This window comes from Streptomyces sp. E-08, assembly GCF_049913095.1.
Classification (GTDB): Bacteria; Actinomycetota; Actinomycetes; order Streptomycetales; family Streptomycetaceae; genus Streptomyces.
The window spans coordinates 7,480,114-7,502,618 of record NZ_CP183971.1; the positions used below are offsets into that span (position 1 = coordinate 7,480,114).

Sequence of the window (22,505 nt, forward strand, 5' to 3'; positions counted from 1 at the left end):
CCCTTCGGTGAGGGTGCGGAGCGGGGGAGGGGACGGGACGGGGAGGGGCGGCGGGCCGGGTGGGGCTCCGCGTGGCGGAGCCCCACCCGGCGGCTCACGTCAGCCGATGGTGTTCTCGACGCCCTTCCTCGCGTTCGACCAGGCCTTCTCGGGCGAGGTGCCCTTGCGCTCCACCTCGCTCAGCGCGTTGGTGATCTGCTGGGCGATGTTCTGGTCGTGCACGCCGAGGACCTGGACCGGCGCAGCCTTCGCCGCGTCGCCGAAGATCTTCCCGATCGGGGCGCCGGAGAAGTACGCGTCCTTCGCGCCGGCGACCTTCTCGATCGCACCCGTGGCGGAGGGGAAGTTGCCCTGCTTCTCGAAGAGCCGGGTCTGCTGCTCGGGCGCGGTGAGCCACTTGATCAGCTCGTACGCCTCCTTCTTGTGCTGCGCGGCCCTGGGCACGGCCAGGTAGGAGCCGCCCCAGTTGCCGGCGCCGCCGGGGAGCGGGGCGACGTCCCACTTGCCCTTGCCGGTCTCACCGGCCTGGCCCTTGATGTAGCCGAGCATCCAGGCGGGGCAGGGGATGGTGGCGAAGGAGCCGGCGGCGAAGGCCTGGTTCCACTGCGGGGACCACTGGTCCAGCTTGGCGCTCAGGCCGCCCTGGGCGGCCTCGACGGCGTGGTCCCAGGCGGTGCGCAGGGCGGGGTTGTCCTCCCAGATCAGCTTTCCGGAGGCGTCGTAGTACCGCTCCTTCTCCTGTCCGATCATGATCGAGTACAGGCTGCCGACGCTGTCGATCCACGCGCTCTTTCCGGGGGCCTTCGCCTTGTACTGCTTCCCCAGCTCCAGGTAGCCGTCCCAGGTGGCCCACTTCTTCGCCAGTTCCTCGCGGTCGGTCGGCAGTCCGGCCTTCCGGAACAGGTCCGTGCGGTAGCACAGGGCCTCCGGGCCGACGTCCGTGCCGAGGCCGAGGACCTCGCCGCCCTTTCCGGTGGCGGCGGCCCACTTGGCCGGGGCGAACTGGTCCTTGAGCGTGTCCGCCCCGTACTTCCTGAGGTCCTCGAACCGTTCGGCCTGCTGCTGGGTGACGGAGGCGATGCGGCCGACCTCGATGCCCTGGACGTCGGCGAGGCCCCCGCCGCCGGCGAGCCGGGTCTGGAGGGACTTCCAGTAGTCGGCCTCGTCCTCGGTGTCGGTCTGCTTGATCGTGACGCCGGGGTGGAGCTTCTCGTACTCCGCGTACAGCCCGGCCTCCTTGTATCCGAAGGAGCCGAAGAGGTCCACGGTGACCGTGACCTCGCCCCCGGCACCGTCCCCGGACGCGCCGTCCGTCGAACTTCCGCAGGCGGCCAGGAGTGCCCCGGTGAGTACGACCGCCCCCAGTCGGACGGCGGTTCTTCTGGCGGCTCGGGCGATGGGCATGGGAAGCCTCCTTGGCTCCGGAACGAGCGAGAGCGACTGAGAGCGCTCTCAAGCCTGCGGGGGGAGCGTGCCCGGGGGGAGGGGTATCCGTCAAGGCTCGAAGGCGTATCGGACGGGAGGTGAGCTCAACTCCCTCTTGTGTTCAATCCATTGACACAGTCGTTTCGCGGGTTTTACGTTTCCGACGTTCTGAGAGCGCTCTCACGCTGTTCCCGCGGCGCTCTCGCACCGCTCCCCGTGCACGCCCCCCATCCGTCGCGACGACGACACGAGGTGCTCCTTCATGCCAGCCCCCCGCACCAGGCCGGCCGCAGCAGTGGTCCTGGTCTCCGCCCTCGCCGCCCTGGGACTCGGCCCCGCCGCCGGTCCCGCGGCCGCCGCCACCGTCCCCATGGGCGCCGGAAGCTACTCCGACACACGCCCCGCCGGCACGTCGGGACCCACCACCAACACCGGCACCCCGGTCACCCCCAAGGTCACCCCCGCCGCCCAGGGCAAGCCGGTCCCCACCAACGACTGGTGGTCCTCCCTGGCCTTCCAGCGGTACGGGGACAACCCGTACTCCACCCCCATGTACGGCCACCCGCTCACCTACCAGGCCGTCGCCGGCGGCCTGGAGATCGGCTACCCGACGAGCCCCGCCGTCGTCGGCGACGGGCGCCAGTACGAGTTCGCCCACAAGCGCGACCTCACCCTCGGCCTCACCGGCCTCAACTCGCCCGACGCGAAGGCCGACGCCTGGTCGGACTGGACCGTCACCCCCTACTGGTCCGACGGCGCCCGCACCCTGCGCACCACCATCGGGCACGGCCTGCCCTTCGTGTACGCCAAGGGCACCGGCGGCGACGCCCGGATCACCACCGCCGGGACGCCCACCGTCTTCGCCGACCAGGGCAACGTCCTCGGCATCACCGTCGCGGGCCACCACTACGCCCTCTTCGCACCCACCGGCACCGACTGGAACGTCTCCGGCACGACCGTCACCGCCGGCCTCGGCGGCAAGGACTACTTCTCCGTCGCCGTGCTGCCCTCCACCGACGCCCTCGCCACCTACCGGAAGTACGCGTACAGCTTCGTCACCGGGTCCACCGTGAACTGGAGCTACGACGCGGGGAGCGTCCGCGCCACCTACACCCTCACCACCGAGGCGAAGGAGGGCACCGAACGCGGCACCCTCCAGGCGCTCTACCGCCACCAGTGGCTGCACACCACCGACCCGCTCACCCCGTACACGTACGTCTCGCCGCGCGGCACCATGAAGGTCCGCGAGTCCGCCTCCTTCACGACCTCGCAGCGGGCCGCCGCCACGCTTCCGGCGCTCCCCGGCGCCGGTGTGGACGCCGCCCGGCTCCGCGGCCACCTGAACGAGGTGGCGAACTCCACCGACCCGTTCTCGGGGGCGGTCGACACGTACTGGACGGGCAAGGCGCTCGGCAGGCTCGCCCAACTGGTCCCGCTCGCCGACCAGATCGGCGAGGGCGCGATCCGCGACAAGCTGCTCGGTCTGATCAAGGGCCGCCTCCAGGACTGGTTCACGGCGGGCGGCGCCAACGAGTTCTCGTACGACCAGGCCTGGAAGACCCTCACCGGGTACCCCGCCTCCTACGGCAGCGACACCGAACTCAACGACCACCACTTCCACTACGGCTACTACGTGTACGCGGCGGCGATCGTCGCCCAGTACGACCCGGCCTGGGCCGCCGACTCCGCGTGGGGCTCCATGGTCAGGACCCTGGTCCGCGACACCGCCAACCCCAGCCGCACCGACGGCGCCTTCCCCTTCCTGCGCGGCTTCGACGTCTACGCCGGACACAGCTGGGCCAGCGGCCACCAGGGCTTCGCCGCCGGCAACAACCAGGAGTCCTCCTCGGAGTCCACCAACCTCAGCGCCGCCCTCGTCCTCTGGGGCTCGGCCACCGGCGACACCCAGCTCCGCGACCTCGGCACCTACCTCCTGACGACCGAGGGCGAGGCCATCGCCCAGTACTGGTTCGACGCCGACCAGCAGGTCTTCCCCGCCTCCTTCCAGCACGACACCGCCGGCATGGTGTGGGGCAGCGGCGCCGCCTACTCCACCTGGTGGACCGCCAACCCGGAGGAGATCCACGGCATCAACGTCCTGCCCGTGACCGGCGGTTCGCTCCAGCTCGGCGGACACAAGGACGCCGTCCGGCGCAACATCGCCGAGATGGAACGCGAGAACGGCGGACCCGCCGTCGAATGGCGCGACATCCTCTGGGAGTTCCAGTCCCTGGCCGACCCCGGCGCCGCCAAGGCGAAGTGGGACGCGGGCAACGCCGGCTACACCCCGGAGGCGGGGGAGTCCAAGGCCCACACCTACCACTGGCTCACGGCGCTCGACACCCTCGGCGCGCCCGACGCCACGGTCACCGGCTCCCTCCCCACCTCGGCCGTCTTCCTGAAGGGCACCACCCGCACGTACGTGGCCCACAACCACGGCACGACCGCTCGCACGGTCACCTTCTCCGACGGCAAGTCCCTCTCCGTACCGGCCCGTTCCACGGCGACCGGCACCGGCACGGGCGGCACCGACCCGGACCCCGGCCCCGGGCCCTCCACCGGCAACACCTTCCAGCTCCGCACCGGCGGCACGCTCACCACGGCCGGCGGAGCCACGGCGGGCAGCGACACCCTCGCCTCCGCCGGGGGAGCCAACCACGACGGCACCCCGACGCAGCCGCTCGTCTACGTGGCGAGGAACGTCAACGGCACGCTCAGGAGCGGAGGTTCGACCGCCTTCCGCCTCCAGGTGGACGCGGGCACGGCGGTCGGCCTGGGCCAGCAGGCCCGCGTCAGCTACGACCTGACCGGTGACGGCACCTTCGACCGCACGGAGACCTACCAGTACTTCGCGACGGACCCGGTCACCGGCTGGGAGGAGTACGCCCAGGCGCGCGGCCTGAAGTCCGCCACCGGCACGCTCGGGGACCTGCGCGGCGGCACGGTCCGCCTGGAGGTCTGGAGCGCCATCGGGAACGCCGACTCCCGGCTCCAGACGGGCACGGACCGGTCCGTCCTCGTCATCCCGTACGACTGACCCCTCCGCGGCGCGGGACGGCGGCGGGCCCCGGGGGCGATCCCGGGGCCCGTCGCCGCCCGCCGTCGCCGCCCGTTGCCGCCGCCGCCCGCCGCCCGCCGCCGCCGCCCGCGGCGGCCGGACCGGGCGCGGGGCGCCCGGCCGCGACGCGTTCCCTCAGGCGGAGGCGCGGCGGACGAGCGAGGTCGGGGTGATGACGGACCCCGGGATCTCGGGGCCGGTCCCGTCGAGCAGCCGCATCAGCAGCTTGACCATCAGCCGTCCCATGCCCTCGATGTCCTGGTGCACGGTCGTCAGCGCGGGGACCGTCCTGTCGACCACCGAGGCCATGTCGTCGAAGCCGACGACCGCCACGTCCTCCGGCACCCGCACCCCGCGCTCCCGCAGGGTCCGCAACGCCCCCGACGCCATCAGGTCGTTGGCGACGAACACCCCGTCCACGTCCGGCCGCCGGTCGAGCAGCTCCGCCATCGCGCGGGCCCCGCTCTCCTCGGTGAAGTCGCCCCGGCACAGCAGCGCGGGATCGGCGTCCAGGAGGACGTCACGGTAGCCGTGGATCCGGTCGATCGCGGACGTCTGGTCGGCGGGGCCGGAGATGTGCGCGACGCTCCTCCGCCCGAGACCCACCAGGTGCCGTACCGCCTCGCGGGCGCCACCGCGGTTGTCGCAGTCGACGAAGGGCACGGCGGGATCGATGCCGGGGGCGGGCCGCCCGCCGAAGACCACCGGGATCCGGGCCCGCTCGATCACGGTCGGCAGCGCGTCGTCGTTGTGCAGCGAGAACGCCAGCGCGCCGTCGACGTGCCCGCCCCCGAGATAGCGCGAGATCCGCTCGTGGTCTCCGGGACCCTCCACCCACAGGAGCACCAACTGGGAGTCGTGAGCGGTCAGCTCCCGGCTGATCCCGCGCACCTGCTGCTCGAAGAACGGGTCCGAGAAGATCCGGAACTCGGGCTCCGCGATGATCACGGCCACGGCACCGTTGCGCCGGGTGACCAGGGTGCGGGCCGCGTGGTTCGGCACGTAACCCAGCTCCTCGACGGCCCTGAGCACCTTCTCCACCAGCGGGGCGCGCACGCCCGCGCCCCCGTTGACGACCCGGGAGGCCGTGGCGCGCGACACCCCGGCGCGTGCGGCGACGGCTTCCAGCGTGGGGCGGGACCCCGTGGTCTGCTCGGGCAAGGCGTGCGCTCCTCGGCTGCGTCGGCTGGACGGGGTGTGCGGTGTGCGTGTCCGATGGGTGCTGTGCGGTCCTGCGCGGACCAGGATATCTGTAACCCCCACTGGTTGAGAGCGCTCCCAATGCGAAGACGTCCGCGCCCGTCCGGGCCTGGACGGCTTCCGCCTGGACGGGGCCGTCCAGGCCCGGACGGCGCCCGCGCCGGCGGCGACGAAACCCCGTTGCCCGGGTCCCGGCCCGGTGACTACCGTCCGTTCCACACGACGTGTAGCTCAGCAGCAGAGCACCGGGCTCGGGACCCGGAGGGCGCGGGGGCGGAACCCGCCACGTCGGCTTATGGACGCCCACGCTGACAAGCAGCCGCCGAAGATGTCCGGTTCCTACGCCGAGGACCACCTCGCCAGGGCCTTCGTCACCGCGCTCACCGACGCCGACCCGGCCACCAGGGCCCGTGCCGAGGAACGGGTCCGAGGCTGGCGCCGCGTGCTCGCCGGAATGACCGACGGCACGCTGCGCATCGGCTCGCGCACCCCCGTGGAGGGCCTGCCCGCCTGGGTCACGCCCGAAGTGCTGCGCGGCGGCTTCGCCACCGGCGCGCCGATCGCGGGCGGCCCCCTGCTGCCGTACGAGACCGAGGCCGCTCGGAGAGCGGGCCTGCCGGAGGACAGGGCGGCGCTCTTCGCCCGCTCCCTCACAGAGGAAGGGCTCACGGAGCTGTGGGCGCTGCTGGACTCCGCCCGCTACGAGATCGTCGTCCCCGAGGAGGCCGCGCTGCTGACGGTGGCCTGGCTGGTGCGCGCGGGCGAAGCCGAGGCCGCCCTCGAACTCGTCTCCGAGCTGCGCCCGTTCGCGGGACGGCTCCGCTTCACCCCGCGCCCCTCGGGTGCCCCGGCACCGGACACCGGCTCCGTGCACCGCCGTACCGTCGCGGACGCCGGAGCCGCGCTGGCACGCCGCCGGTCGAACGGCGCCGTGGAGGCCCAGCGCGAGGCGCTCGCCGTGTGGACGCCCTTCGCGGACGATCTGCTCCGGCACTGGCTGGAGACGGCCGACCCCGAACACCGCGTGCTCGGCCGCGATCCGGACGCCGGGTGGCACGCGCGCGGGGCCGCGCTCCTCGACCGGTACGGGAGCCTGGCCCGCGAGCACACCCGGTGCGGTGGACACCGCGACCCCAAGGGCAACGTGGGGATCCTGCGCGGAGCACTGGAGGAGACCACGGCCGGACGCCCCCTCGACGCGCGGCGGACCGGACTGCTGCGGCACGCCGTCGCGTCCATGGTCCGCAAGCGGGGGCTGCCCGGATCGGAGCGGCACACCGCCCTGCGCGACACCCAGGCGGCCCAGGCCGCGCTGCCCTCCCACCAGGCCCTGGCGCACCTCGTGGCCGAGCGCCTCTCCGGCCTCCCGCAGGACGCTGGTGCCGCCGACGTCACCCCGCTCGTCGCCCCGGTGACCGAGGCGGAGCGCCGGCGCTCGGGCCTGCCCGCCGGCACGGCCGTACCGCCCGCGATCCGCCGTGTGGTGGAGGGGGCGCGGAGCGCGCCGCTCGCCACGCTCGTGGAACTCGGGGTGGTCCCGTCCGCCGAGGTGATGGCCGAGCTGGTTCCCCAGCTCGTCGCCGTCGAGACCGCGGCGGTGTACGAGGACGGGTCCCTGCGCGCGCTCATGGCCGCGAACTACCGGGCGTTCCGCGGGCGCCGCTCGCTGCTGCTGCTCGACCTGGCACGACAGGTCGGGCCCGGGGAACTCCCCTGGGTCCGCGCGGTGTCGGCACGGCGCGGCGAGGGCGCGCGCACCGAGGGCTCCGCGCACGCGGCGCTGCGGCAGCTCGGCGAGGTGGCCGTGGACGGCTTCCCCGGCACCCTGCTGCCCAACCCCCTCGTGCGTGAACTCGCGGTGCTCGCAGGCCGGGCGGGCCTGGACGCCCCGCTCGTCGAGGAGCTGGCCGCCGACATCTTCATGGGCACCTTCAGCCCGAAGTTCCAGTCGGCCGCGACGGTGGCCGCCGAACTCCTCGGCGGCGGAACACTGTACGAGCGGTACTACGGCATCGACTACGAGGCGGTCCTCGCCCTCGCCGGGAACGCGTCGAGGCGCGCGGGCGCCCGGACGGCTTCCGGATTCGCGGCCCTGTGCCACGAGCGGGCCGGTGGGCCCTCCTCGTACGGCGTGGCGGCCAACGGCACGGTGATCGAGCAGGCGCAGATCCTCACCACGCACAATCTCGCCTCCCTCGTCCACCGCGTCGGCATCGTCCCCGCGTCCGGCTGGGCGGACCTGGCGCGCCGCTGCTTCATCACCGTGTGCCGCCTGACGGCCCGCGTGCACCACGAGCCGCGCCCGCTGGCCACGATCAAGGACGCGGCGTACGCCTGGCGGCAGATGCTCTTCCACCTGTCGATGTGCGACGACGCGGCGGCGGCCGGGGTGCTGGCGCGGATGCGGGAGGAGACCGCCCGTCACCCCTTCCACGTGGCCGCCCGGCTGGCACCGGCCCTGGCGGGACTGCGCCTCGTGGAGGAAGGGGGTTCGTTCGGCGCCGACGGCACGGCCGACGGCGGACGGGCCCGGCGCCTGACCGGCTGGGCCACCTCGGGCCACTGGCTGAGCGCGGACCCGAGGGCCGTCACCCGACGGTGACGCGACCCCCGCGCCGCCCTTGACGGGTGACGGACGCCCGGTCCCGTGGGTGGTGTCAGCGGTGCGTGCGACGATCACAGGAGTGATCGTCTCGCTGGATGCCCTGCTGCCCACCGCCGGAAGGCACGTGTCGACCACCTACGCCGACTGGGTCGCCGCGCACGACCCGGGTGCCGTCGACGCCGCGCCCGCGCTGGTCCAGGACATGGGGGCCGAGCTCAGCCGGTCCTGGACGAAGCCGGGCGCCTTCGTCGACGCCATGGCACGGCGGGCGCGGCAGCTGCCGCCGTCGCATCTGCCGTGGTTCTGGGACACCGTGGGCCACCGGCTGATCGGGTACGGGAGCAGGCCGGGCGGGCGGGCCTACGGGGCGGCGCGGGCGGCCGAGGCCCAGCACGGTCTGCCCGTCGATCCCTCCTACCGCCGGGCCAACGGGCTGCTGTTCGCCCAGGGCGGTGCCATGCCCGCCAAGGAGTTCGGCGCGCATCAGCGGTTCCTCGCCGAGACGCTGGAGCCCGCCGCCGCGCACACCGCCCTGGAGGCGTTCCTCACGGCCTGGGCCGCCTCGCCCGCCGACCTTCCGGCGGATCTCGTCCGCCGGGTACGGGCCTCCGCGAAGAAGGCCGGACTCGGGGACGCGGAGGTCGCCGGGACCGTGGGCACGATCCTGTCGGTCACCCGGAAGAAGTCCGTCCCGGACGCCCTCCTCGCGGCGGCCGAGCCGATCCTGACGGCCCATCCGCCCACGGACGCGATCGCGGCCGGCCTCCTCGACGTCTTCCCCGAGGGGGCCACCGACGGCGGTGCCTGGCTGCGCCTGCTGATCGGCTGCGGCGCGGCCGGGGCGATGGAGTCCGGACGGGCCGTGCCGGAGGGCGGCCTTCACCAGTGGCTCGGCACCTTCGGCGGGACGACGCCGCCCCGCCCACCGGGGGGTGGGCGGGGCGGCGTCGGATCGTCCCGGAGGTCAGCCGGCGACGGGGGCCGTGAGCCGGGCCTCCGTGTCGGAGGCGGCCGTGCGGGCCGCCAGCGCCTTCTGCGCGAGGACGCCGAAGACGATCCCGAACACCGCCCACAGCACCAGCTGGATCGCCAGGGAGGCGAGCCTGAACTCCCAGAGGAGGGCGGCGGGGAAGCCCGCCGCGACGGCGTCGGTGTTGTCCGGCAGGACGGCGAACGCGACCGCCGTGACGACCACGAACCCGGCGCCGGCCGCCAGGGTCGCGTTCCAGTTCCCCAGGCGCGGCGCGAGCCGGCGCCCGGCGATCACGGCGCCGATCCCGAGGAGCACGCTCAGCAGGATCATCAGGAAGAACAGGGTGGTGCGCTGCCCGATGGTGTCCGGATTGCCGACGGCCGGAGGGGTCGCCGGGTACTTGAGGAACGGCACCAGATAGACCGTGGTGAACGCGGCGGCCGCGGTCAGCGCCGCCGTCGCCCGGGGGCTGAACCGGCCGACGCGGCCCAGCACGAAGGAGAAGGCGAGCGAGGCGATGCCGCCGAGCGCCACGCCGTACACGAGGACGCCGGTGGCGAGCCCGAAGGTCGACTGGGTGGAGCGGCTGATCTCCTCCTCTTCCGCTGCGGGCTCGGCGGCGGCCGCGCCGCCCCCGTGGCCGGCGTGCGCCCCGTGGGCGGCCGGGGCCTCCTTGGCGGCGGTGGCCTCCTCGACGGCGATCGCGCCGTTCACGGGCGGCTCACCCACCGCGTAGGCCACGGCGAAGGCGAACAGGCCGGCGATGAGGCCCGCGAGCATGCCGCGGACCAGCAGGGATCTGACAGTTGAGGCGTGCATGGTGCGGTTCGCCTCTCAGTGGCAGGGGAAGCCGAGCAGGTGGCGACCGTCGTGCACCCACTCGTGCACGTCGGTGCCCGCGAACACGGAGGTGGCGCCCTGCTCGGCACCCACGAAGTACAGCGCGATCAGCGCGAGCAGCCCGACGAAGAAGGCCCAGGGCAGCACCGCGCGGACGGGCAGCGGAGCCGGTACGGCGACGGAAGGGGTGGAAGCGGCAGCGGAGACGACGGCCTCGGCCATGATGGAACCTCCTGTGGGAACTCGCGTCCCAGACGGTGGTGCAGGACGACGGTCCACGGGTCTGACTCACCGTGGCGTCACGCTCGGGGACGCCACGGCTTACAGTGGCGCGACCGTGCCGGATTCTCACCGGGCTTCCGTCTCGCCGTCGTCACGCTGTTCAAATGTCGCCTGACGGTACCGCGCGCGGAGACCCTCGCCAAGGGCGTGAGGCGTGCATCACTGTCCGTACGCCCCCCGGTGAGTGTCCCGCCGTGCCTCGCCCCTCCTCCACCCGCCGCAAAGGAACCCGATGACAGTCCGGTTGACGCTGATCCCGCCCGCGACGAGCGAGGCGCTGCGCGAGGTCCGGTTCGACGACGACGGCCCTCTCGACGCGGCGGGCGTCGCCCACGCCGAGGCCCTCGCGCACGCCGTCGGCGCTTCCTCGCGCGCGTACGTCTCGCCGTCCCGGCGCTGCCGCCGCACGGCGGAGGCCCTCGGGCTGTCGGCGGAGCCGGTGGAGGCGCTCGCGGGCTGCGCGATGGGCCGGTGGCGGGGACGGACCCTGGAGGCCGTCGCCGCCGCCGAGGAGGCGGCGGTCGCCGCCTGGCTCTCGGACCCGGCGGCGGCCCCGCACGGCGGGGAGTCCCTGCGGGAGCTGCGCGTCCGGGTCGGCGCCTGGATGGACGCCCTCCGGGACGACGGGGGACGTGTCACCGCGGTGGCCGAACCGGACGTGATCCGCGCCGCGACGGTCCACGCTCTCGCGGCACCGGACGCCATGGCCTGGCGTCTGGACGTCCGCCCGTTGACCGCCGTCCACCTCACCGGCCGCGCGGGCCGCTGGAACCTGCGCGCGGGGGAGCCGCTGGGACAGCCGTAGGGGGACCGCACAGCGGCCCCCCTACGCACCGGCCCCCTTGGATCAGACGGCCGGACGCTTCCACTCCCGCAGCAGGAGGTAGCCGAGGTACGCCCCTCCGACGGCCATCGTGTACAGGCCGACCGGCAGGTTGTCGAAGAGCGGCAGCTGCTGGGCGGTCAGGTCGGCGAGGACCAGGAGCAGCGCGCCGAGCAGCGTCGACATGACCAGGTGCGGACCGCCGCCGCGGGTGACCCGCTTGGCGATCTGCGGTGCCGTCAGGGAGATGAACGCGATCGGTCCGGCGACGCTGACCGCGCCGGCCGACAGGACGATCGACAGCGTGACCGCCGCGGTCGCCGTGCGGGCCGGGCGGGCGCCCAGGCCGGTCGACAGGTCGTCGCCCATCTCACCGATGCTCAGGGGCCGTGCGAGGAGCGCCGCGAGCGGCAGGCAGACGAGCAGCACCACCCAGATCGTGGTCGCGTCGTCCCAGGAGCGGGCGGAGAGGCTGCCGTTGATGTACGCGGTCAGCGCACTGGCCTTGTCCCGCTCGACGGCGTAGACGACGTACTGGGTGAGGGCCGTCGACATGGCGGCCACACCGATGCCGGCCACGACCAGCCGTCCCGGGTTGCGGAACCCGGTCCCCGTCGAGAGGTAGACGACCGCCATGGCGAGCACGGCGCCGACCAGCGCGCCGACGGGCACCGGCACGACATCGGGGAAGAACAGCGCGGCGGCCGCCGCACCCGCCCCGGAACCCGCCCCGAGCCCGATCACGTCCGGGCTGCCCAGCGGGTTGCGGGTGACCGACTGGAAGAGGGCCCCGGACAGGCCGAACGCCGCGCCGGTGGCGATGGCGACGACGAGCCGGGGGCCGCGCAGCCGGTTCAGGACGAAGGCGTTCTTGCCGGTGGCCTCGCCCATGAGCGCCGACGGGAGGTCGGCCAGGTCGATGCCGAGGCGGCCCAGGGAGAGTGTCGCCACGGCCGCCCCGAGGAGCAGCACCAGCGTCACCGCGGCGGCGACCAGGGTGGGGCGCCGGACGGGGACCGCGACCCACGGACCGATCCTCAGGAGGCTCCGGCCCGTGGGCCGTACGGGCGGCCGGGACGGGGTCACGGCCGGGTCGTCGATCCGCTCGGCGGTCTTCATGCCGCTCCCCTCATACGTCGGACGGCGAAGAGCAGCGCGGGCGCGCCCACGAAGGCGGTGACGACACCGACCATGAGTTCCTGCGGACGGAGCAGCACGCGGCCGACGACGTCGGCGAACAGCAGCAGCGTGGGCCCCGCGAGCGAGGTGAAGAGGATCTGGAGGCGGAAGTCGGCGCCCACCAGCGCCCGGACGAGGTGCGGTACGGCGAGCCCGACGAAGGCGATGGGGCCGACGGCGGCCGTCGCGGCGGCGCTGAGCAGCGTCGCGGCCAGGAGCCCGGCGCCCTTGACGCGCGCGGGGCTGATGCCGAGCGAGGCGGCCTTGTCGTCGCCCATGGCCATGGCGTTCAGCCCCGGCGCGAGGAGCACGGCGAGGACGAAGCCGACGGCGGCGAACGGCAGGACCGCCCAGAACGCGTCGAAGCCGCGCCCGCCGAGCGCGCCCACCACCCAGTAGCGGTACGTGTCGAAGACCTGCGGCCGGGACAGCGCGACGGCCTGGATGAACGCGGCGAGGACGGCGGAGAGCACCGCTCCGGCGAGCACCAGGCGGACCGGTCCGCTGCCGCCGCCGGCCGTGCCGATCAGGTGGACGATCACCCCGGTCGCCAGGGCGCCGACGAGGGCCCACCAGATGTTCTCGCGCTGCCCGGAGGCGCCGAGGAACGCGGTCGCGGCGACGATCGCGGCGGACGCGCCCGCGTTGATGCCGAGAAGTCCCGGCTCGGCGAGCGGATTGCGGGTGATGCCCTGCATCAGCGTGCCGGCGACACCGAGGCACAGACCCGCGAGCAGGCCGAGCGCGGTACGGGGATAGCGGCTCTCGACGACGGTCCTGAGGTAGTCGTCGCCGGCACCGGTGACGACCCGGAGGACGTCGGCCGCGGACGTCGGCTTGCTGCCGAACATGACGCTGGCGAGGACCGCGAGGGCGAGCAGGAGCAGGCACAGGGCGGCGGCTGCGAGGTGCCGGCCAGGGCCCCGCCGTACGACGGCGGGGCCCTGGCCGATCCGGGAGAGAGTGGTCACGCCGGGGACCCGCTGCTACTTCCCGGCCTTGGCGACAGCCTTGTCGATCATGGGGAGGTACCGCTCGATGCTGTACGGCACCGTGAGCGGGTTGATCATCGACGAGGCCGTCACGAAGGGCTGGTCGTTGCTGTGGACGAGCGCGCCCTTCTTGACCGCGGGGATGGCCGCGTACAGCGGCTGCGCCTCGATCTCCTTGCGGGACTTGTCGTCCATGTAGAAGGTGAAGGCGATGTCGCTCTTGGAGAGCTTGTTGGCGTTCTCCAGGCCGATGAGGGCGGAGTCGGTGCCCTCGGTCTCCTTGAAGGTGTTCACGACCGGGTCGACCTTGAGGCCCAGCTTGGAGACCATCGCGACGCGCTGCTCCGCGGGCTTGAAGACGCCGAGGGTGCCGGGGCCGGTGTTGTAGATGTACGAGAACGTGACGTTCTTGTAGTTCGGGCGCGTGGCGGCCGCGTCGGCGAGCTGCTTGTCGATCTTGGAGGTGAGCTCCTTGGCCTTCTCCGGCTGGCCGAGCGCCTTCGCGACGATCTCGATCTGCTGGTCCCAGTCGGTGCTCCACGCCTTCTCGGGGTAGGCGACCGTCGGAGCGATGTCCTTGAGGAGGTCGTACTGCTTCTGCGTGATGCCCGACCAGGGGGCGAGGATGACGTCGGGCTCCAGCTCGGTGATGGCCTCGATGTCGAGCTCCTCGCCGCCGTCGAACTGCTTGGGCAGCGTGGCGCCGGACTTCTTCACGGCGTCGTGGATCCAGGGCAGGTAGCCGGTCTTGTCGCTGCCCCAGGGGTAGCTCTCGATGCCGACGGGGACGTTGCCGAGGGCGATGGCGGTCTCGGCGGAGCCCTGGCCGAGGGTGACGACGCGCTTCGGCTTCTCCTTGATGACGGCCTCACCGAGGGCGCTCTTGATGGTGACGGGGAACGCCCCCGCCGGAGCCTTGGCCGCCGAGTCCTTCGCGTCGTCCCTTTTGTCGTCCGAGCCGCACCCGGTCACCATGAGGCCGAGCGAGACCGCGGCGGCACCCGCCACGAGGACGCGGCGGCGAAGGGGGGTGAACAGTGCAGGCATGGCGGATCCTTGTCTCCGGGCAGAGGTGTGCTGACGCCCCGCCGCCGCTTCTCCGGGCATGGGGATGCCGGGCAGCGGCCAGGGCGAGGCGCTTGTTAGGTGAGCCTAACCTATTCCCTAGTGGTCCCGGGCGCCAGGGTCGTGACGCCGCCCCCGGGTGTGAACGGCCGTCAGTCCGAGGCCTCCCACGCCGTCGTCAGCCCGTCCAGCCATGCCGGCGGGAGCTCCGCGGCGTCCCATTCCTCGTGCAGGTCGCCCGGCGCGGTGGCGAGCCGTTCCAGCACGGCGACGCTCGTGGGGGAGTGGATCAGGGAGTACCGGCCGTGGATGGCGATCGCACTGCCCGGCCCGTACTCGGCGTACAGCCGCTCCAGGCGCGCCCGGTGCTCCGACGTGAACTGCGCGAGCCGGCCCGCGTACCCCGCCCGCTGACGTGAGCTCATCGTGCGGAGCAGGGCCCGCAGCACCTGCTCGGTGACCTCCGGGTCGAGGTCCGAGACGTCGGTGAAGGAGAGGTAGAGCGGGGTCACCGCCACATGGGTCCGCTCCAGCTCCGTCCGTCCGACGGGGGGACGGTCGTCCGGTGAGGCGGCCGAGGGGTCCGCGGCGACGGCGCGCCGCAGCGCCCGCTCGGAGACCGCGCCCAGCGCGTCGGTGACGGCCCGGGCCCCGTCGAGCCAGGCGGAGGCGTACGGCTCGCCCGTCCCGTCGGGTGCGCTCCATTCGGCCGCGCCGATCTCCTCGTACGCGAGGGCGAGTGCGCCCGCCTCGACGAAACCGATCAGCTCCTCCGCGTCGCCGGGCCAGACCCCCGCCCGGGCGAGCAGTTGGAGGAGGGTCCGCTTCGCGTTGACGACACTGGCCTCGTCCAGCTGCTGCCGTCCTTCTCCGGCGGTGCTCACAGGGTCCTCCTCGGCGTAGGGACGGCGTCGTGCGGGTCCGCGCGGAACGCTCCGTTCGAGCCTACGCAACACCCGACGCGCCGAGCGGGCGACCGGGCCCGTCGCGTCGTCATACGGCCGCTGGGACCGCGGACATGGGCGGCCGCACGACGTCCGCCCATGCCCCCAACCCGTTGGCTTGCAACGTTCTATGGAAAACCTTCAGTTCGACAGTCTGTTGATCATTGCCGGATCTCTTGCAGGTCTTCAGGTGTGGTTGTTAGCGTGCCGCGCGCCGACCGATCACCCCCCGATCCGGGAGAGACCCCATGAAGCGATTCCGTACGACGCTGCCGCTCGCCGCCGCCCTGGCGTTCCTCACCCCCCTCGCCACGGCGCAGGCCGACCCCGTCCGGCCGTCCGCCCCGGCTCCGGCGCTGCTCGCCGTGACCGACCCCGGTTTCGAACAGGGCGGCAAGGGATGGGAGTTCACCGCCGGAACCGGCGTCGCCGTCAACAACCCGCACTCCGGGAACCGGCTCGCCTACCTCGACGCGGGCAGCGGCATGAAGGTCTCCCAGACCGTGACGGCCACCGGCCGCGGCGGCTATCTCGTCTCCGCCTGGATCGCCACCGGCGGCCCCGGCGCCACCTACTCCCTCCGTGTCAACGGCACCGCCGTCGCCGAGCGCACCCTGCCCGCCGCCGCGAACTACCGCCGCCACACCCTCGGCAGGATCGCGCTCGCCCCGGGCGACCGCCTGGAGATCGCCTTCCAGTCCGGTCAGGGCTGGGTGAACGTCGACGACGTCATGGTCTCCCCCGCCGCCCCCGCCGACCCCCGCGTCTCCTCCAGCGACCCCGAGATCGTCGCCATGTTCGACTGGGCCAAGGACAAGGCCAACAGCTGGGTGCACCTGCCCGGCACCCAGGGCCCGCTCGACGCCGACGAGCGCCAGACCGGCGGCACGGGCACCGGCGTCTACGCCCCCTCCTACTGGGCCGGTTACGCCAACCGCAGCGGCTACTACTCCCGCGACATGGCCCACCAGCTCGCCGGTGCCGGCATCCTCGGCCTGCACGCCGAGAACAGGGAGATGCTCCGCGCCTTCGCGGCTTCCGCCACCGCCGAGCACGCCTACTACCCGGTGTGGGCCCTCAACTTCGACAACCGCAGCCCCCTCTCCATCGACTACCGGAGCCCGAGCCTCTTCGTCCGCGAGGTGCCCGCCCCCTTCGAACTCGTCCAGAAGGCCGAGGAGGCGTACCGCTGGAGCGGCGACCCCGCCTACCTCGACGACCCCGCCCTGTGGGCGTTCTACCGGCACACCACCGACGACTTCGTCACCCTCCACGACGGCCGGAAGGACAACGGCGGCGTCGCGGTCGCCGAAGGCACCGGGCGCGGCATCTTCCAGGGCACCGCCAGCTACAACGAGCAGAGCGACGAGCCGCTCACCGAGGCGGGCGACGCCATCGGCTCCCAGTACCAGGCCTACCGCGCCATGGCCGCCCTCGCCCGCGCCAAGGGCGACCGCGCCACGGCCGGCCTCTTCGAGCGCCGCGCCCGCGACCTCAGGACGTACTTCAACTCCACCTGGAGTGGGACGGGTTCGGGCGCCGACATGGTCCGCGGTTACACCACCGACGGGCGCGCCCTGACCGGCTGGGGCAAGGAGAACAGCTGGTTCATGCCGATGAAGGGGATCATCGACCCCGGCGCCCGCCGCGAGGCCTACCTGGACTACGTCGACGCCCAGTCCGAGGGAGCCGGACGCCCCGACAACATCGAGGCCCTGACGTACCTCCCCGACACGTTTCTGGCCGGCGGCCGCCCCGACACAGCCTGGAAGTGGATGCGCCACGTCTACGCCGAGAAGGACGTCCAGCACGTCAACTCCCGCCAGGGCACCAACGGCGACTACCCCGAGGTCTCGTTCACCCTCGTCGCCCAGACCGTCCAGGGACTCATGGGCGTCACCCCGAACGCCCCCGCCCGCACCCTCACCACCCAGCCGCGGCTGCCCTCCGGCATGGAGTGGCTGAGCGTCGAGGACCTGCGGGTCGGGGACTCCGCGTTCACCCTCCGGCACGACACGGACCGCCGCTCGACCCTCACCCACGCCACGGGCACCGGCGCCTACACCTGGGAGGCGCGCTTCCCCGGTGCCCACGCCGCCGTCGCCGTCGACGGAGTGCGCCGCCCGGCCCGTACCGAGGTCGTCGACGGCGTCACGTACACCGTCGTCCGTACGCGCGTCGCCCCCGGCCGTACCGTCACCGTCGAGGTCCGATGAGCGCGCCCGCCGCATTTCCGGGCGGTCCCGCGCTGTTCCGGCTCACCCCCGACGTCGCGCACCTCAACCACGGCTCCTACGGTGCCGTCCCGGTGCCGGTCGCCCGGGTCCACCGGGACCTCGCGGCCGAGGCGGCGGCCGACCCCGACGCCTTCTTCCTGAGCGTCCCCGACCGCGTCGCCGCGGCCCGCGGCCGGGTCGCCACCCACCTGGGCGCCGACCCCGACGGCATCGCCTTCGTCACCAACGCCACCGAGGCCGCGGGACTCGCCCTCGACGCCCTGCGCCTGGACGCCGGCGACGAGGTCCTGGTCACCGACCACGGCTACGGCACGGTCGTCGCGGCGGCGGCCCGCCGCGCCCGTACGGTCACCGTCGCCCTCGACCCCGCCCTGCCGGACGAGGACGCGGTGTGCGAAGCGGTCCTCGCCGGACTCACGCCCCGGACCAGGGTGGCGCTCCTCGACCACATCAGCTCACCCACCGCCCGGACGGTCGCGGGCCCCCGGCTGCTCGCCGCGCTCCGCGAGCGCGGGGTGACCACCGTCGTCGACGGCGCCCACGCACCCGGCATGCTCGCCGAACCGCTCGCGGGGCGCCCCGACTTCTGGTTCGGCAACCTGCACAAATGGGCCTACGCCCCGCCGGGCAGCGCCGTCCTCGCGGTGGCGCCCGCCCACCGGGCCCGGGTGTCCGCGCCCGTGCCCTCGTGGGAGGTCGACCGGGGCTTCCCGCGCGCGGTCGAGTACCGGGCCACCGCCGACTACACCGGCTGGCTCGCCGCCCCCGAGGGCCTCGACCTGATCGCCGGGCTCGGCGCCGCACGGGTCCGCGCCCACAACAGTGAACTCGTACACCACGGAGCCGAGTTGCTGGCCGACGTCCCCGGCCTGACCCCGCTGCCGCACACCGAGGGCCTCGCCATGCGCTCGCTGCGCCTGCCCAGGGGCATCGCCCGCACGCAGCAGGAGGCCGCCGCGCTGCGGGAGGAGATCGCCGCCCGGCTCGGCTTCCGGGTGCTGATCTGGTCCTGGCCCGACGGCGGCGGCATCCGGATCTCCGGACAGATCTACAACCGCGCCGAGGAGTACGAGCGCCTCGCCGCCGCCCTGCGAGGGCTGCTCGCGGACGGCTGACACGGGGGAGACGGGGGACGGGGGGGACACGGGGAGGGGGCGGGGAGGCGCGTTCGTTCAGTTCCGGTACACGCGCAACTCCGCCACCTCGTACGACATCTCCGTCGCGCCCGGGTCGGGCGCCGGGTGGTACCGGCCCGCGCAGACCGAGAGGTTCACGATGAGGTGGGCCCGCCAGGAACGCCCCACCCCGCGGCGGTCGTCGAAGACGCGGGCGCCGTTCACCCACCACACCACGGAGCGCGCGCCGAGCTCGACCCGGAGGTCCACCCACGCCCCCGGGCGGATCGCCGGGTCACGGAAGTAGAGGTACCGGCCCCGCACCCGGTTCGACAGCTCCAGGAGGTCCGGGTTGTCGGGGTGGTACTCGAAGACGTCGATCTCCTGGCCGCCGTCGAGCCAGGTCCAGATCGCCGGCCACGCGCCCGTCTCCACGGGCAGGCGCACCCGGGCCTCCAGGACGTCGCCCGCCCGCACCAGGAACCCCTCGTCGCTGCCCTCCGTCGTGAGCAGGCCGGTGCTCCAGAGGCCGTCGGTCCTGCGCTTGGCACGGAACGTCCCCGTCCGGCTGTACGACGGGTCCTCCACCAGATAGTCGAGTTTGTTGTCGCCCCGATTCGTCGGTCCCCCGTCGGGATAGGCCCACGAGTGGCCCGCCACCCACTGCCGGGCGGAGGAGAAGTCGGCGTCGAGGACCAGGTTCGCGGGGGTGGACGCCGGACCGCGCCCGCCGGGACCGTTGCCGCTCCGGCGGAACCGGTCGAAGAAGTCGAACAGCACGGCACCACTCCTTTCGCGCGGACCACCGCCGGTCCGCGGGAGATCCGTCCCACTTTGCACCGAGCGGTGCGGAGGAGTGACCAGTTGGCGAGAACTCGTCACAAATGTCCCACTGGGACATTTGTAGGTGTATGGTGCACGTATGGGTGCGGAACGAGAACGGCGGAACCCGCGCCGGGGCCCCAAGGGCACACGGACCCGCGAGGCGCTCGGCGAGGCCGCGCTGCGGCTCGTGCGGGAACGCGGACCGGCCGCGGTCTCCGTCGAGGACGTCACCGACGCGGTCGGCGTCTCCCGGCGCACCTTCAGCCGGTACTTCGCCTCCAAGGAGGAGGCCGTCGTCGACGGCATCCGCGCCGACTGCGCGCGCATCAACGAGGCCCTCGCCGCCCGCCCGGAGACGGAGACCCCGCTCACCGCCTACCGCGCCGCCCTGCGGGTCTGGCTCGCCGACCCCGTCAACCCCGCCTGGCACCGCCGCGACGGCGTGCGGGAACTGCTCCGCCTCGCCGAGCACGAGGCGTCCCTGCGCGCCGTGCTGCGGCGCGTCCTCCTGGAGGGCGAGGCCGCCTCCGTACGCCTGGTGGCCCGGAGGCTCGGGGCCGACCCGGAGCGCGACCTGCGTCCGGCCGTCGCCGTGGGGAGCGGGGCAGCGGCCCTCATGGCCGCCGCGCGCGCCTGGACGTCCGGTGACGACAGGGAGGCGCTCCCCGCCCTGGTCGAGGAGGCCTTCGCGCTGCTCGGGGCGGAACCGCCACCGACCCCGACGGACACGCCGGCAGAACCGGGCCGCGCGCGCGCCGTGCCGGGGGCGCGTCCCGGCGCGCCCGGCACCGTCGCCGCCCGCCACCTCGCCGACGGCGCCCCCGCCGCCCGCTGAACCACCCGAAAGGACAACGTCATGAAGGCACTCCAGTACCGCGCCGTGGGCACCCCGCCCGAGGTCGTCACCGTCCCCGACCCCGAACCCGGGCCGGGACAGGTGCTCCTCAAGGTCACCGCCGCCGGTGTGTGCCACTCCGACATCGCCGTCATGAGCTGGTCCGCCGAACAGCTGCCGTTCCCGCTGCCCCTGACCCTCGGTCACGAGGGCGTCGGCACCGTCGCCGCGCTCGGACCGGGCGCGGAGGGCTTCGGCGTCGGGGACGCCGTCGCCGTGTACGGCCCCTGGGGCTGCGGCAGCTGCTTCATGTGCGCCCAGGGCAAGGAGAACTACTGTCTGCGGGCCGCGGAGCTCGGCATCAGGCCGCCCGGACTCGGCGCGCCCGGCGCCATCGCCGAGTACATGATCGTCGACAGCCCGCGCCACCTGGTGCCGCTGGGCGGCCTCGACCCCGTGCGGGCCGTCCCGCTCACGGACGCCGGCCTCACCCCGTACCACGCCATCAAGCGCTCCCTGCCGAAGCTCGTCCCCGGCAGCACCGCCGTCGTCATCGGCACGGGTGGGCTCGGCCACGTCGCCGTCCAGCTGCTGCGCGCCATGACCGCGGCCCGGGTCGTCGCCCTGGACGTCACCGAGGAGAAGCTCGCCCTCGCGCGTGCCGTCGGCGCGCACGACACGGTCCTGTCCGACGCTGACGCCGCCGCCACGGTCCGGGAGCTGACCGGCGGCCGGGGCGCCGAGGTCGTGCTCGACTTCGTGGGCGCCCAGCCCACGGTGACGGCCGCCGGCGCGATGGCCGCGGTGGAGGGCGACGTCACCATCGTCGGCCTGGGCGGCGGCACCCTGCCCGTCGGCTTCGGCGCCCTGCCCTACGAGGTCTCCGTCGCCTCCCCCTACTGGGGCACCCGCGCCGAGCTGATCGAGGTCCTCGACCTCGCCCGTACCGGAGCCGTCGACGTCCACGTCGAGACCTACGGCCTGGACGAGGCACCCGAGGCGTACGAACGGCTGCACGAGGGACGGATCGACGGCCGGGCGGTCATCCTCCCGAACGGCTGAACCACCCGCGTGGGCGCCCCGCGGGGGTCAGGGCAGCTGGTCGTTCCAGCGGTAGCGGTCCGGCTGGACGTGCACGGTCATGGACGTCTCCCGCTCCCCCCAGCTCATGTCCGACTCGCCGATCACCCAGGCCATCGCCTGGTACGCGCTCGGCCGCGAGGTCGTGCGCGGACAGGCGTCGAGCGGAGTGACGGCGGACCGTCCGGTCGGGACGGTCAGGCGCACGCCGGTGCCCCCGTACGGCCGCCCTGCGCCTTCGTGCCTCCGTGCGGGCCTCCTCCAGCAGTCGCGACCATCGCTCCGCCTCGTCGTCCCCGACTCCGAAGAGCTCGGCGAGGGCCGCGAGGACCTCCGCGTCGGGTAACGCGGTGGCCTCCGGATCCTTGTAGCGGTTGAAGCTGGAATCGCTCAGGCCCCGCATGGTCCGGCCGGCGAATCGGCTCTTGAGCCGCGCCTCGATCCGTTCCTGCGCCAGACAGCCCGACCGCGTCCACGCCGCACCGATCGCGACCGGGACTACAAGTCCCTCGGCTGCGTGAAGCTGCACCCCGACCACATCAAGGCCCTGTTCAAGGCCCTCGACAAGTACGGCGAGGCCAAGACCCTCAAGGTCGTCGCCTGATCCGATCCGCGGTCGCACCCACCGCGCCGTGTCCCGAGGGCCCGCCCGCCCGGGACACGGCGTCACGCCTGCATGATCATCCACGCGCCGACGAGCGAGGCCGCGTAGAGCAGGGTGCCGAGCGGCAGGTACGCCCACGGGGCACGCCCGCGGCGCCAGGCCACCACGCCGAGCGCCCCGGAGACCGCCGTCGCGAGCCCCAGGCCGACCCAGGGCAGCGCCCACATCGCCAGCATCCCGGGACCGGTGCACACGGGCGCGGGGTCGTCGGTGCCGCAGCTGTCGGTGGCGAAGATCGAGACGTAGAAGACCAGTCCGTCGAGCAGGAACCCGGCGGCGCTCAGCCCCGCGACCGTCACCAGGTACGCCGTGGGCCACGTGCCCCGGGGGCGCCGTCCGTCGAAGCTCATGCCCCGCTTCCTC

Annotated in this window: 19 protein-coding genes and 1 tRNA gene; 8 read left to right on the forward strand and 12 right to left on the reverse strand. The window is 73.6% G+C overall.

Translation table 11 applies throughout. The features are described from left to right. Positions 1–99 precede the first annotated feature (99 nt). Positions 100–1,404: an ABC transporter substrate-binding protein gene (locus ACN9MM_RS34400; RefSeq protein WP_426367657.1), complete on the reverse strand. Its 1,305-nt coding sequence runs from the start codon at positions 1,402–1,404 to the stop codon at positions 100–102. A 283-nt stretch (positions 1,405–1,687) separates the two neighbouring features. On the opposite strand from ACN9MM_RS34400, the gene ACN9MM_RS34405 reads away from it, so the two are divergent. Continuing rightward, on the forward strand, positions 1,688–4,462 hold the full coding sequence (locus tag ACN9MM_RS34405) for a glycosyl hydrolase (protein WP_426367658.1): 2,775 nt from the start codon (positions 1,688–1,690) through the stop codon (positions 4,460–4,462). 156 nt (positions 4,463–4,618) lie between these two features. Here the strand turns inward: ACN9MM_RS34405 and ACN9MM_RS34410 are convergent, their stop codons facing one another. Further along, complete coding sequence (locus ACN9MM_RS34410) at positions 4,619–5,644, reverse strand: LacI family DNA-binding transcriptional regulator (RefSeq protein WP_426367659.1); 1,026 nt, start codon at positions 5,642–5,644, stop codon at positions 4,619–4,621. 259 nt (positions 5,645–5,903) lie between these two features. Here ACN9MM_RS34410 and ACN9MM_RS34415 point away from each other — a divergent pair. Continuing rightward, positions 5,904–5,975: transfer RNA gene (locus tag ACN9MM_RS34415), tRNA-Pro, on the forward strand. A 3-nt stretch (positions 5,976–5,978) separates the two neighbouring features. Then, a complete protein-coding gene (locus tag ACN9MM_RS34420) occupies positions 5,979–8,285 on the forward strand; it encodes a hypothetical protein (protein ID WP_426367660.1) in 2,307 nt (768 codons plus the stop codon). Between the two features lie 138 nt (positions 8,286–8,423). Here ACN9MM_RS34420 and ACN9MM_RS34425 read toward each other — a convergent pair whose 3' ends face one another. The 3 genes from ACN9MM_RS34425 to ACN9MM_RS34435 form a co-directional block, all read right to left on the reverse strand. Beyond that, a complete protein-coding gene (locus ACN9MM_RS34425) occupies positions 8,424–8,600 on the reverse strand; it encodes a hypothetical protein (RefSeq protein WP_426367661.1) in 177 nt (58 codons plus the stop codon). A gap of 652 nt (positions 8,601–9,252) precedes the next feature. After that, complete coding sequence (locus ACN9MM_RS34430) at positions 9,253–10,080, reverse strand: CbtA family protein (RefSeq protein WP_426367662.1); 828 nt, start codon at positions 10,078–10,080, stop codon at positions 9,253–9,255. 15 nt (positions 10,081–10,095) lie between these two features. Further along, entirely contained in the window at positions 10,096–10,323 is a 228-nt protein-coding gene (locus ACN9MM_RS34435; RefSeq protein ID WP_426367663.1) for a CbtB domain-containing protein, read from the reverse strand. Between the two features lie 292 nt (positions 10,324–10,615). On the opposite strand from ACN9MM_RS34435, the gene ACN9MM_RS34440 reads away from it, so the two are divergent. Next, positions 10,616–11,188 carry a histidine phosphatase family protein gene (locus ACN9MM_RS34440; RefSeq protein WP_426367664.1) on the forward strand — a complete coding sequence of 191 codons (573 nt, stop codon included), beginning with the start codon at positions 10,616–10,618 and terminating at the stop codon, positions 11,186–11,188. Between the two features lie 42 nt (positions 11,189–11,230). Here ACN9MM_RS34440 and ACN9MM_RS34445 read toward each other — a convergent pair whose 3' ends face one another. The 4 genes from ACN9MM_RS34445 to ACN9MM_RS34460 form a co-directional block, all read right to left on the reverse strand. Beyond that, positions 11,231–12,325 (reverse strand): FecCD family ABC transporter permease, encoded by a 1,095-nt coding sequence (locus ACN9MM_RS34445; RefSeq protein WP_426367665.1) that lies wholly within the window; start codon positions 12,323–12,325, stop codon positions 11,231–11,233. Then, positions 12,322–13,356 carry a FecCD family ABC transporter permease gene (locus ACN9MM_RS34450; RefSeq protein ID WP_426367666.1) on the reverse strand — a complete coding sequence of 345 codons (1,035 nt, stop codon included), beginning with the start codon at positions 13,354–13,356 and terminating at the stop codon, positions 12,322–12,324. Before ACN9MM_RS34450 ends, ACN9MM_RS34445 begins: the two co-directional genes overlap by 4 nt. Positions 13,357–13,371: 15 nt before the next feature. Further along, positions 13,372–14,424, reverse strand: a complete 1,053-nt coding sequence (locus ACN9MM_RS34455; protein ID WP_426367667.1) for an iron-siderophore ABC transporter substrate-binding protein — start codon at positions 14,422–14,424, stop codon at positions 13,372–13,374. Positions 14,425–14,594: 170 nt separating this feature from the next. Continuing rightward, positions 14,595–15,326, reverse strand: coding sequence for a hypothetical protein (locus ACN9MM_RS34460; RefSeq protein WP_426367668.1), 732 nt, complete (start codon positions 15,324–15,326; stop codon positions 14,595–14,597). A 308-nt stretch (positions 15,327–15,634) separates the two neighbouring features. Here ACN9MM_RS34460 and ACN9MM_RS34465 point away from each other — a divergent pair, with 308 nt between their 5' ends. After that, the gene (locus ACN9MM_RS34465) at positions 15,635–17,602 is read left to right on the forward strand and encodes a hypothetical protein (protein ID WP_426367669.1); all 1,968 of its coding nucleotides are present in this window, start codon (positions 15,635–15,637) and stop codon (positions 17,600–17,602) included. After that, entirely contained in the window at positions 17,599–18,738 is a 1,140-nt protein-coding gene (locus tag ACN9MM_RS34470) for an aminotransferase class V-fold PLP-dependent enzyme (protein ID WP_426367670.1), read from the forward strand. Before ACN9MM_RS34465 ends, ACN9MM_RS34470 begins: the two co-directional genes overlap by 4 nt. Positions 18,739–18,795: 57 nt before the next feature. Here the strand turns inward: ACN9MM_RS34470 and ACN9MM_RS34475 are convergent, their stop codons facing one another. Further along, positions 18,796–19,437, reverse strand: a complete 642-nt coding sequence (locus ACN9MM_RS34475) for a beta-glucanase (protein ID WP_426368902.1) — start codon at positions 19,435–19,437, stop codon at positions 18,796–18,798. A gap of 223 nt (positions 19,438–19,660) precedes the next feature. Here ACN9MM_RS34475 and ACN9MM_RS34480 point away from each other — a divergent pair, with 223 nt between their 5' ends. Continuing rightward, positions 19,661–20,398 carry a TetR/AcrR family transcriptional regulator gene (locus tag ACN9MM_RS34480; protein ID WP_426367671.1) on the forward strand — a complete coding sequence of 246 codons (738 nt, stop codon included), beginning with the start codon at positions 19,661–19,663 and terminating at the stop codon, positions 20,396–20,398. Between the two features lie 21 nt (positions 20,399–20,419). After that, positions 20,420–21,460, forward strand: a complete 1,041-nt coding sequence (locus ACN9MM_RS34485; RefSeq protein ID WP_426367672.1) for an NAD(P)-dependent alcohol dehydrogenase — start codon at positions 20,420–20,422, stop codon at positions 21,458–21,460. A 27-nt stretch (positions 21,461–21,487) separates the two neighbouring features. On the opposite strand, the gene ACN9MM_RS34490 is transcribed toward ACN9MM_RS34485, so the two are convergent. After that, on the reverse strand, positions 21,488–21,685 hold the full coding sequence (locus ACN9MM_RS34490) for a hypothetical protein (RefSeq protein ID WP_426367673.1): 198 nt from the start codon (positions 21,683–21,685) through the stop codon (positions 21,488–21,490). Positions 21,686–22,144: 459 nt separating this feature from the next. Next, on the reverse strand, positions 22,145–22,492 hold the full coding sequence (locus tag ACN9MM_RS34495) for a hypothetical protein (RefSeq protein WP_426367674.1): 348 nt from the start codon (positions 22,490–22,492) through the stop codon (positions 22,145–22,147). Positions 22,493–22,505: the final 13 nt, after the last annotated feature.

Bases quoted from the DNA above. Each gene is read 5' to 3' on its own strand.
- ACN9MM_RS34485 (WP_426367672.1), top strand. From the start codon at position 20,420: ATGAAGGCACTCCAGTACCGCGCCGTGGGCACCCCGCCCGAGGTCGTC.
- ACN9MM_RS34400 (WP_426367657.1), bottom strand. From the start codon at position 1,404: ATGCCCATCGCCCGAGCCGCCAGAAGAACCGCCGTCCGACTGGGGGCG.
- ACN9MM_RS34480 (WP_426367671.1), top strand. From the start codon at position 19,661: ATGGGTGCGGAACGAGAACGGCGGAACCCGCGCCGGGGCCCCAAGGGC.
- ACN9MM_RS34470 (WP_426367670.1), top strand. From the start codon at position 17,599: ATGAGCGCGCCCGCCGCATTTCCGGGCGGTCCCGCGCTGTTCCGGCTC.
- ACN9MM_RS34445 (WP_426367665.1), bottom strand. From the start codon at position 12,325: ATGAAGACCGCCGAGCGGATCGACGACCCGGCCGTGACCCCGTCCCGG.
- ACN9MM_RS34420 (WP_426367660.1), top strand. From the start codon at position 5,979: ATGGACGCCCACGCTGACAAGCAGCCGCCGAAGATGTCCGGTTCCTAC.
- ACN9MM_RS34465 (WP_426367669.1), top strand. From the start codon at position 15,635: ATGAAGCGATTCCGTACGACGCTGCCGCTCGCCGCCGCCCTGGCGTTC.
- ACN9MM_RS34430 (WP_426367662.1), bottom strand. From the start codon at position 10,080: ATGCACGCCTCAACTGTCAGATCCCTGCTGGTCCGCGGCATGCTCGCG.
- ACN9MM_RS34435 (WP_426367663.1), bottom strand. From the start codon at position 10,323: ATGGCCGAGGCCGTCGTCTCCGCTGCCGCTTCCACCCCTTCCGTCGCC.
- ACN9MM_RS34455 (WP_426367667.1), bottom strand. From the start codon at position 14,424: ATGCCTGCACTGTTCACCCCCCTTCGCCGCCGCGTCCTCGTGGCGGGT.
- ACN9MM_RS34405 (WP_426367658.1), top strand. From the start codon at position 1,688: ATGCCAGCCCCCCGCACCAGGCCGGCCGCAGCAGTGGTCCTGGTCTCC.
- ACN9MM_RS34440 (WP_426367664.1), top strand. From the start codon at position 10,616: ATGACAGTCCGGTTGACGCTGATCCCGCCCGCGACGAGCGAGGCGCTG.
- ACN9MM_RS34495 (WP_426367674.1), bottom strand. From the start codon at position 22,492: ATGAGCTTCGACGGACGGCGCCCCCGGGGCACGTGGCCCACGGCGTAC.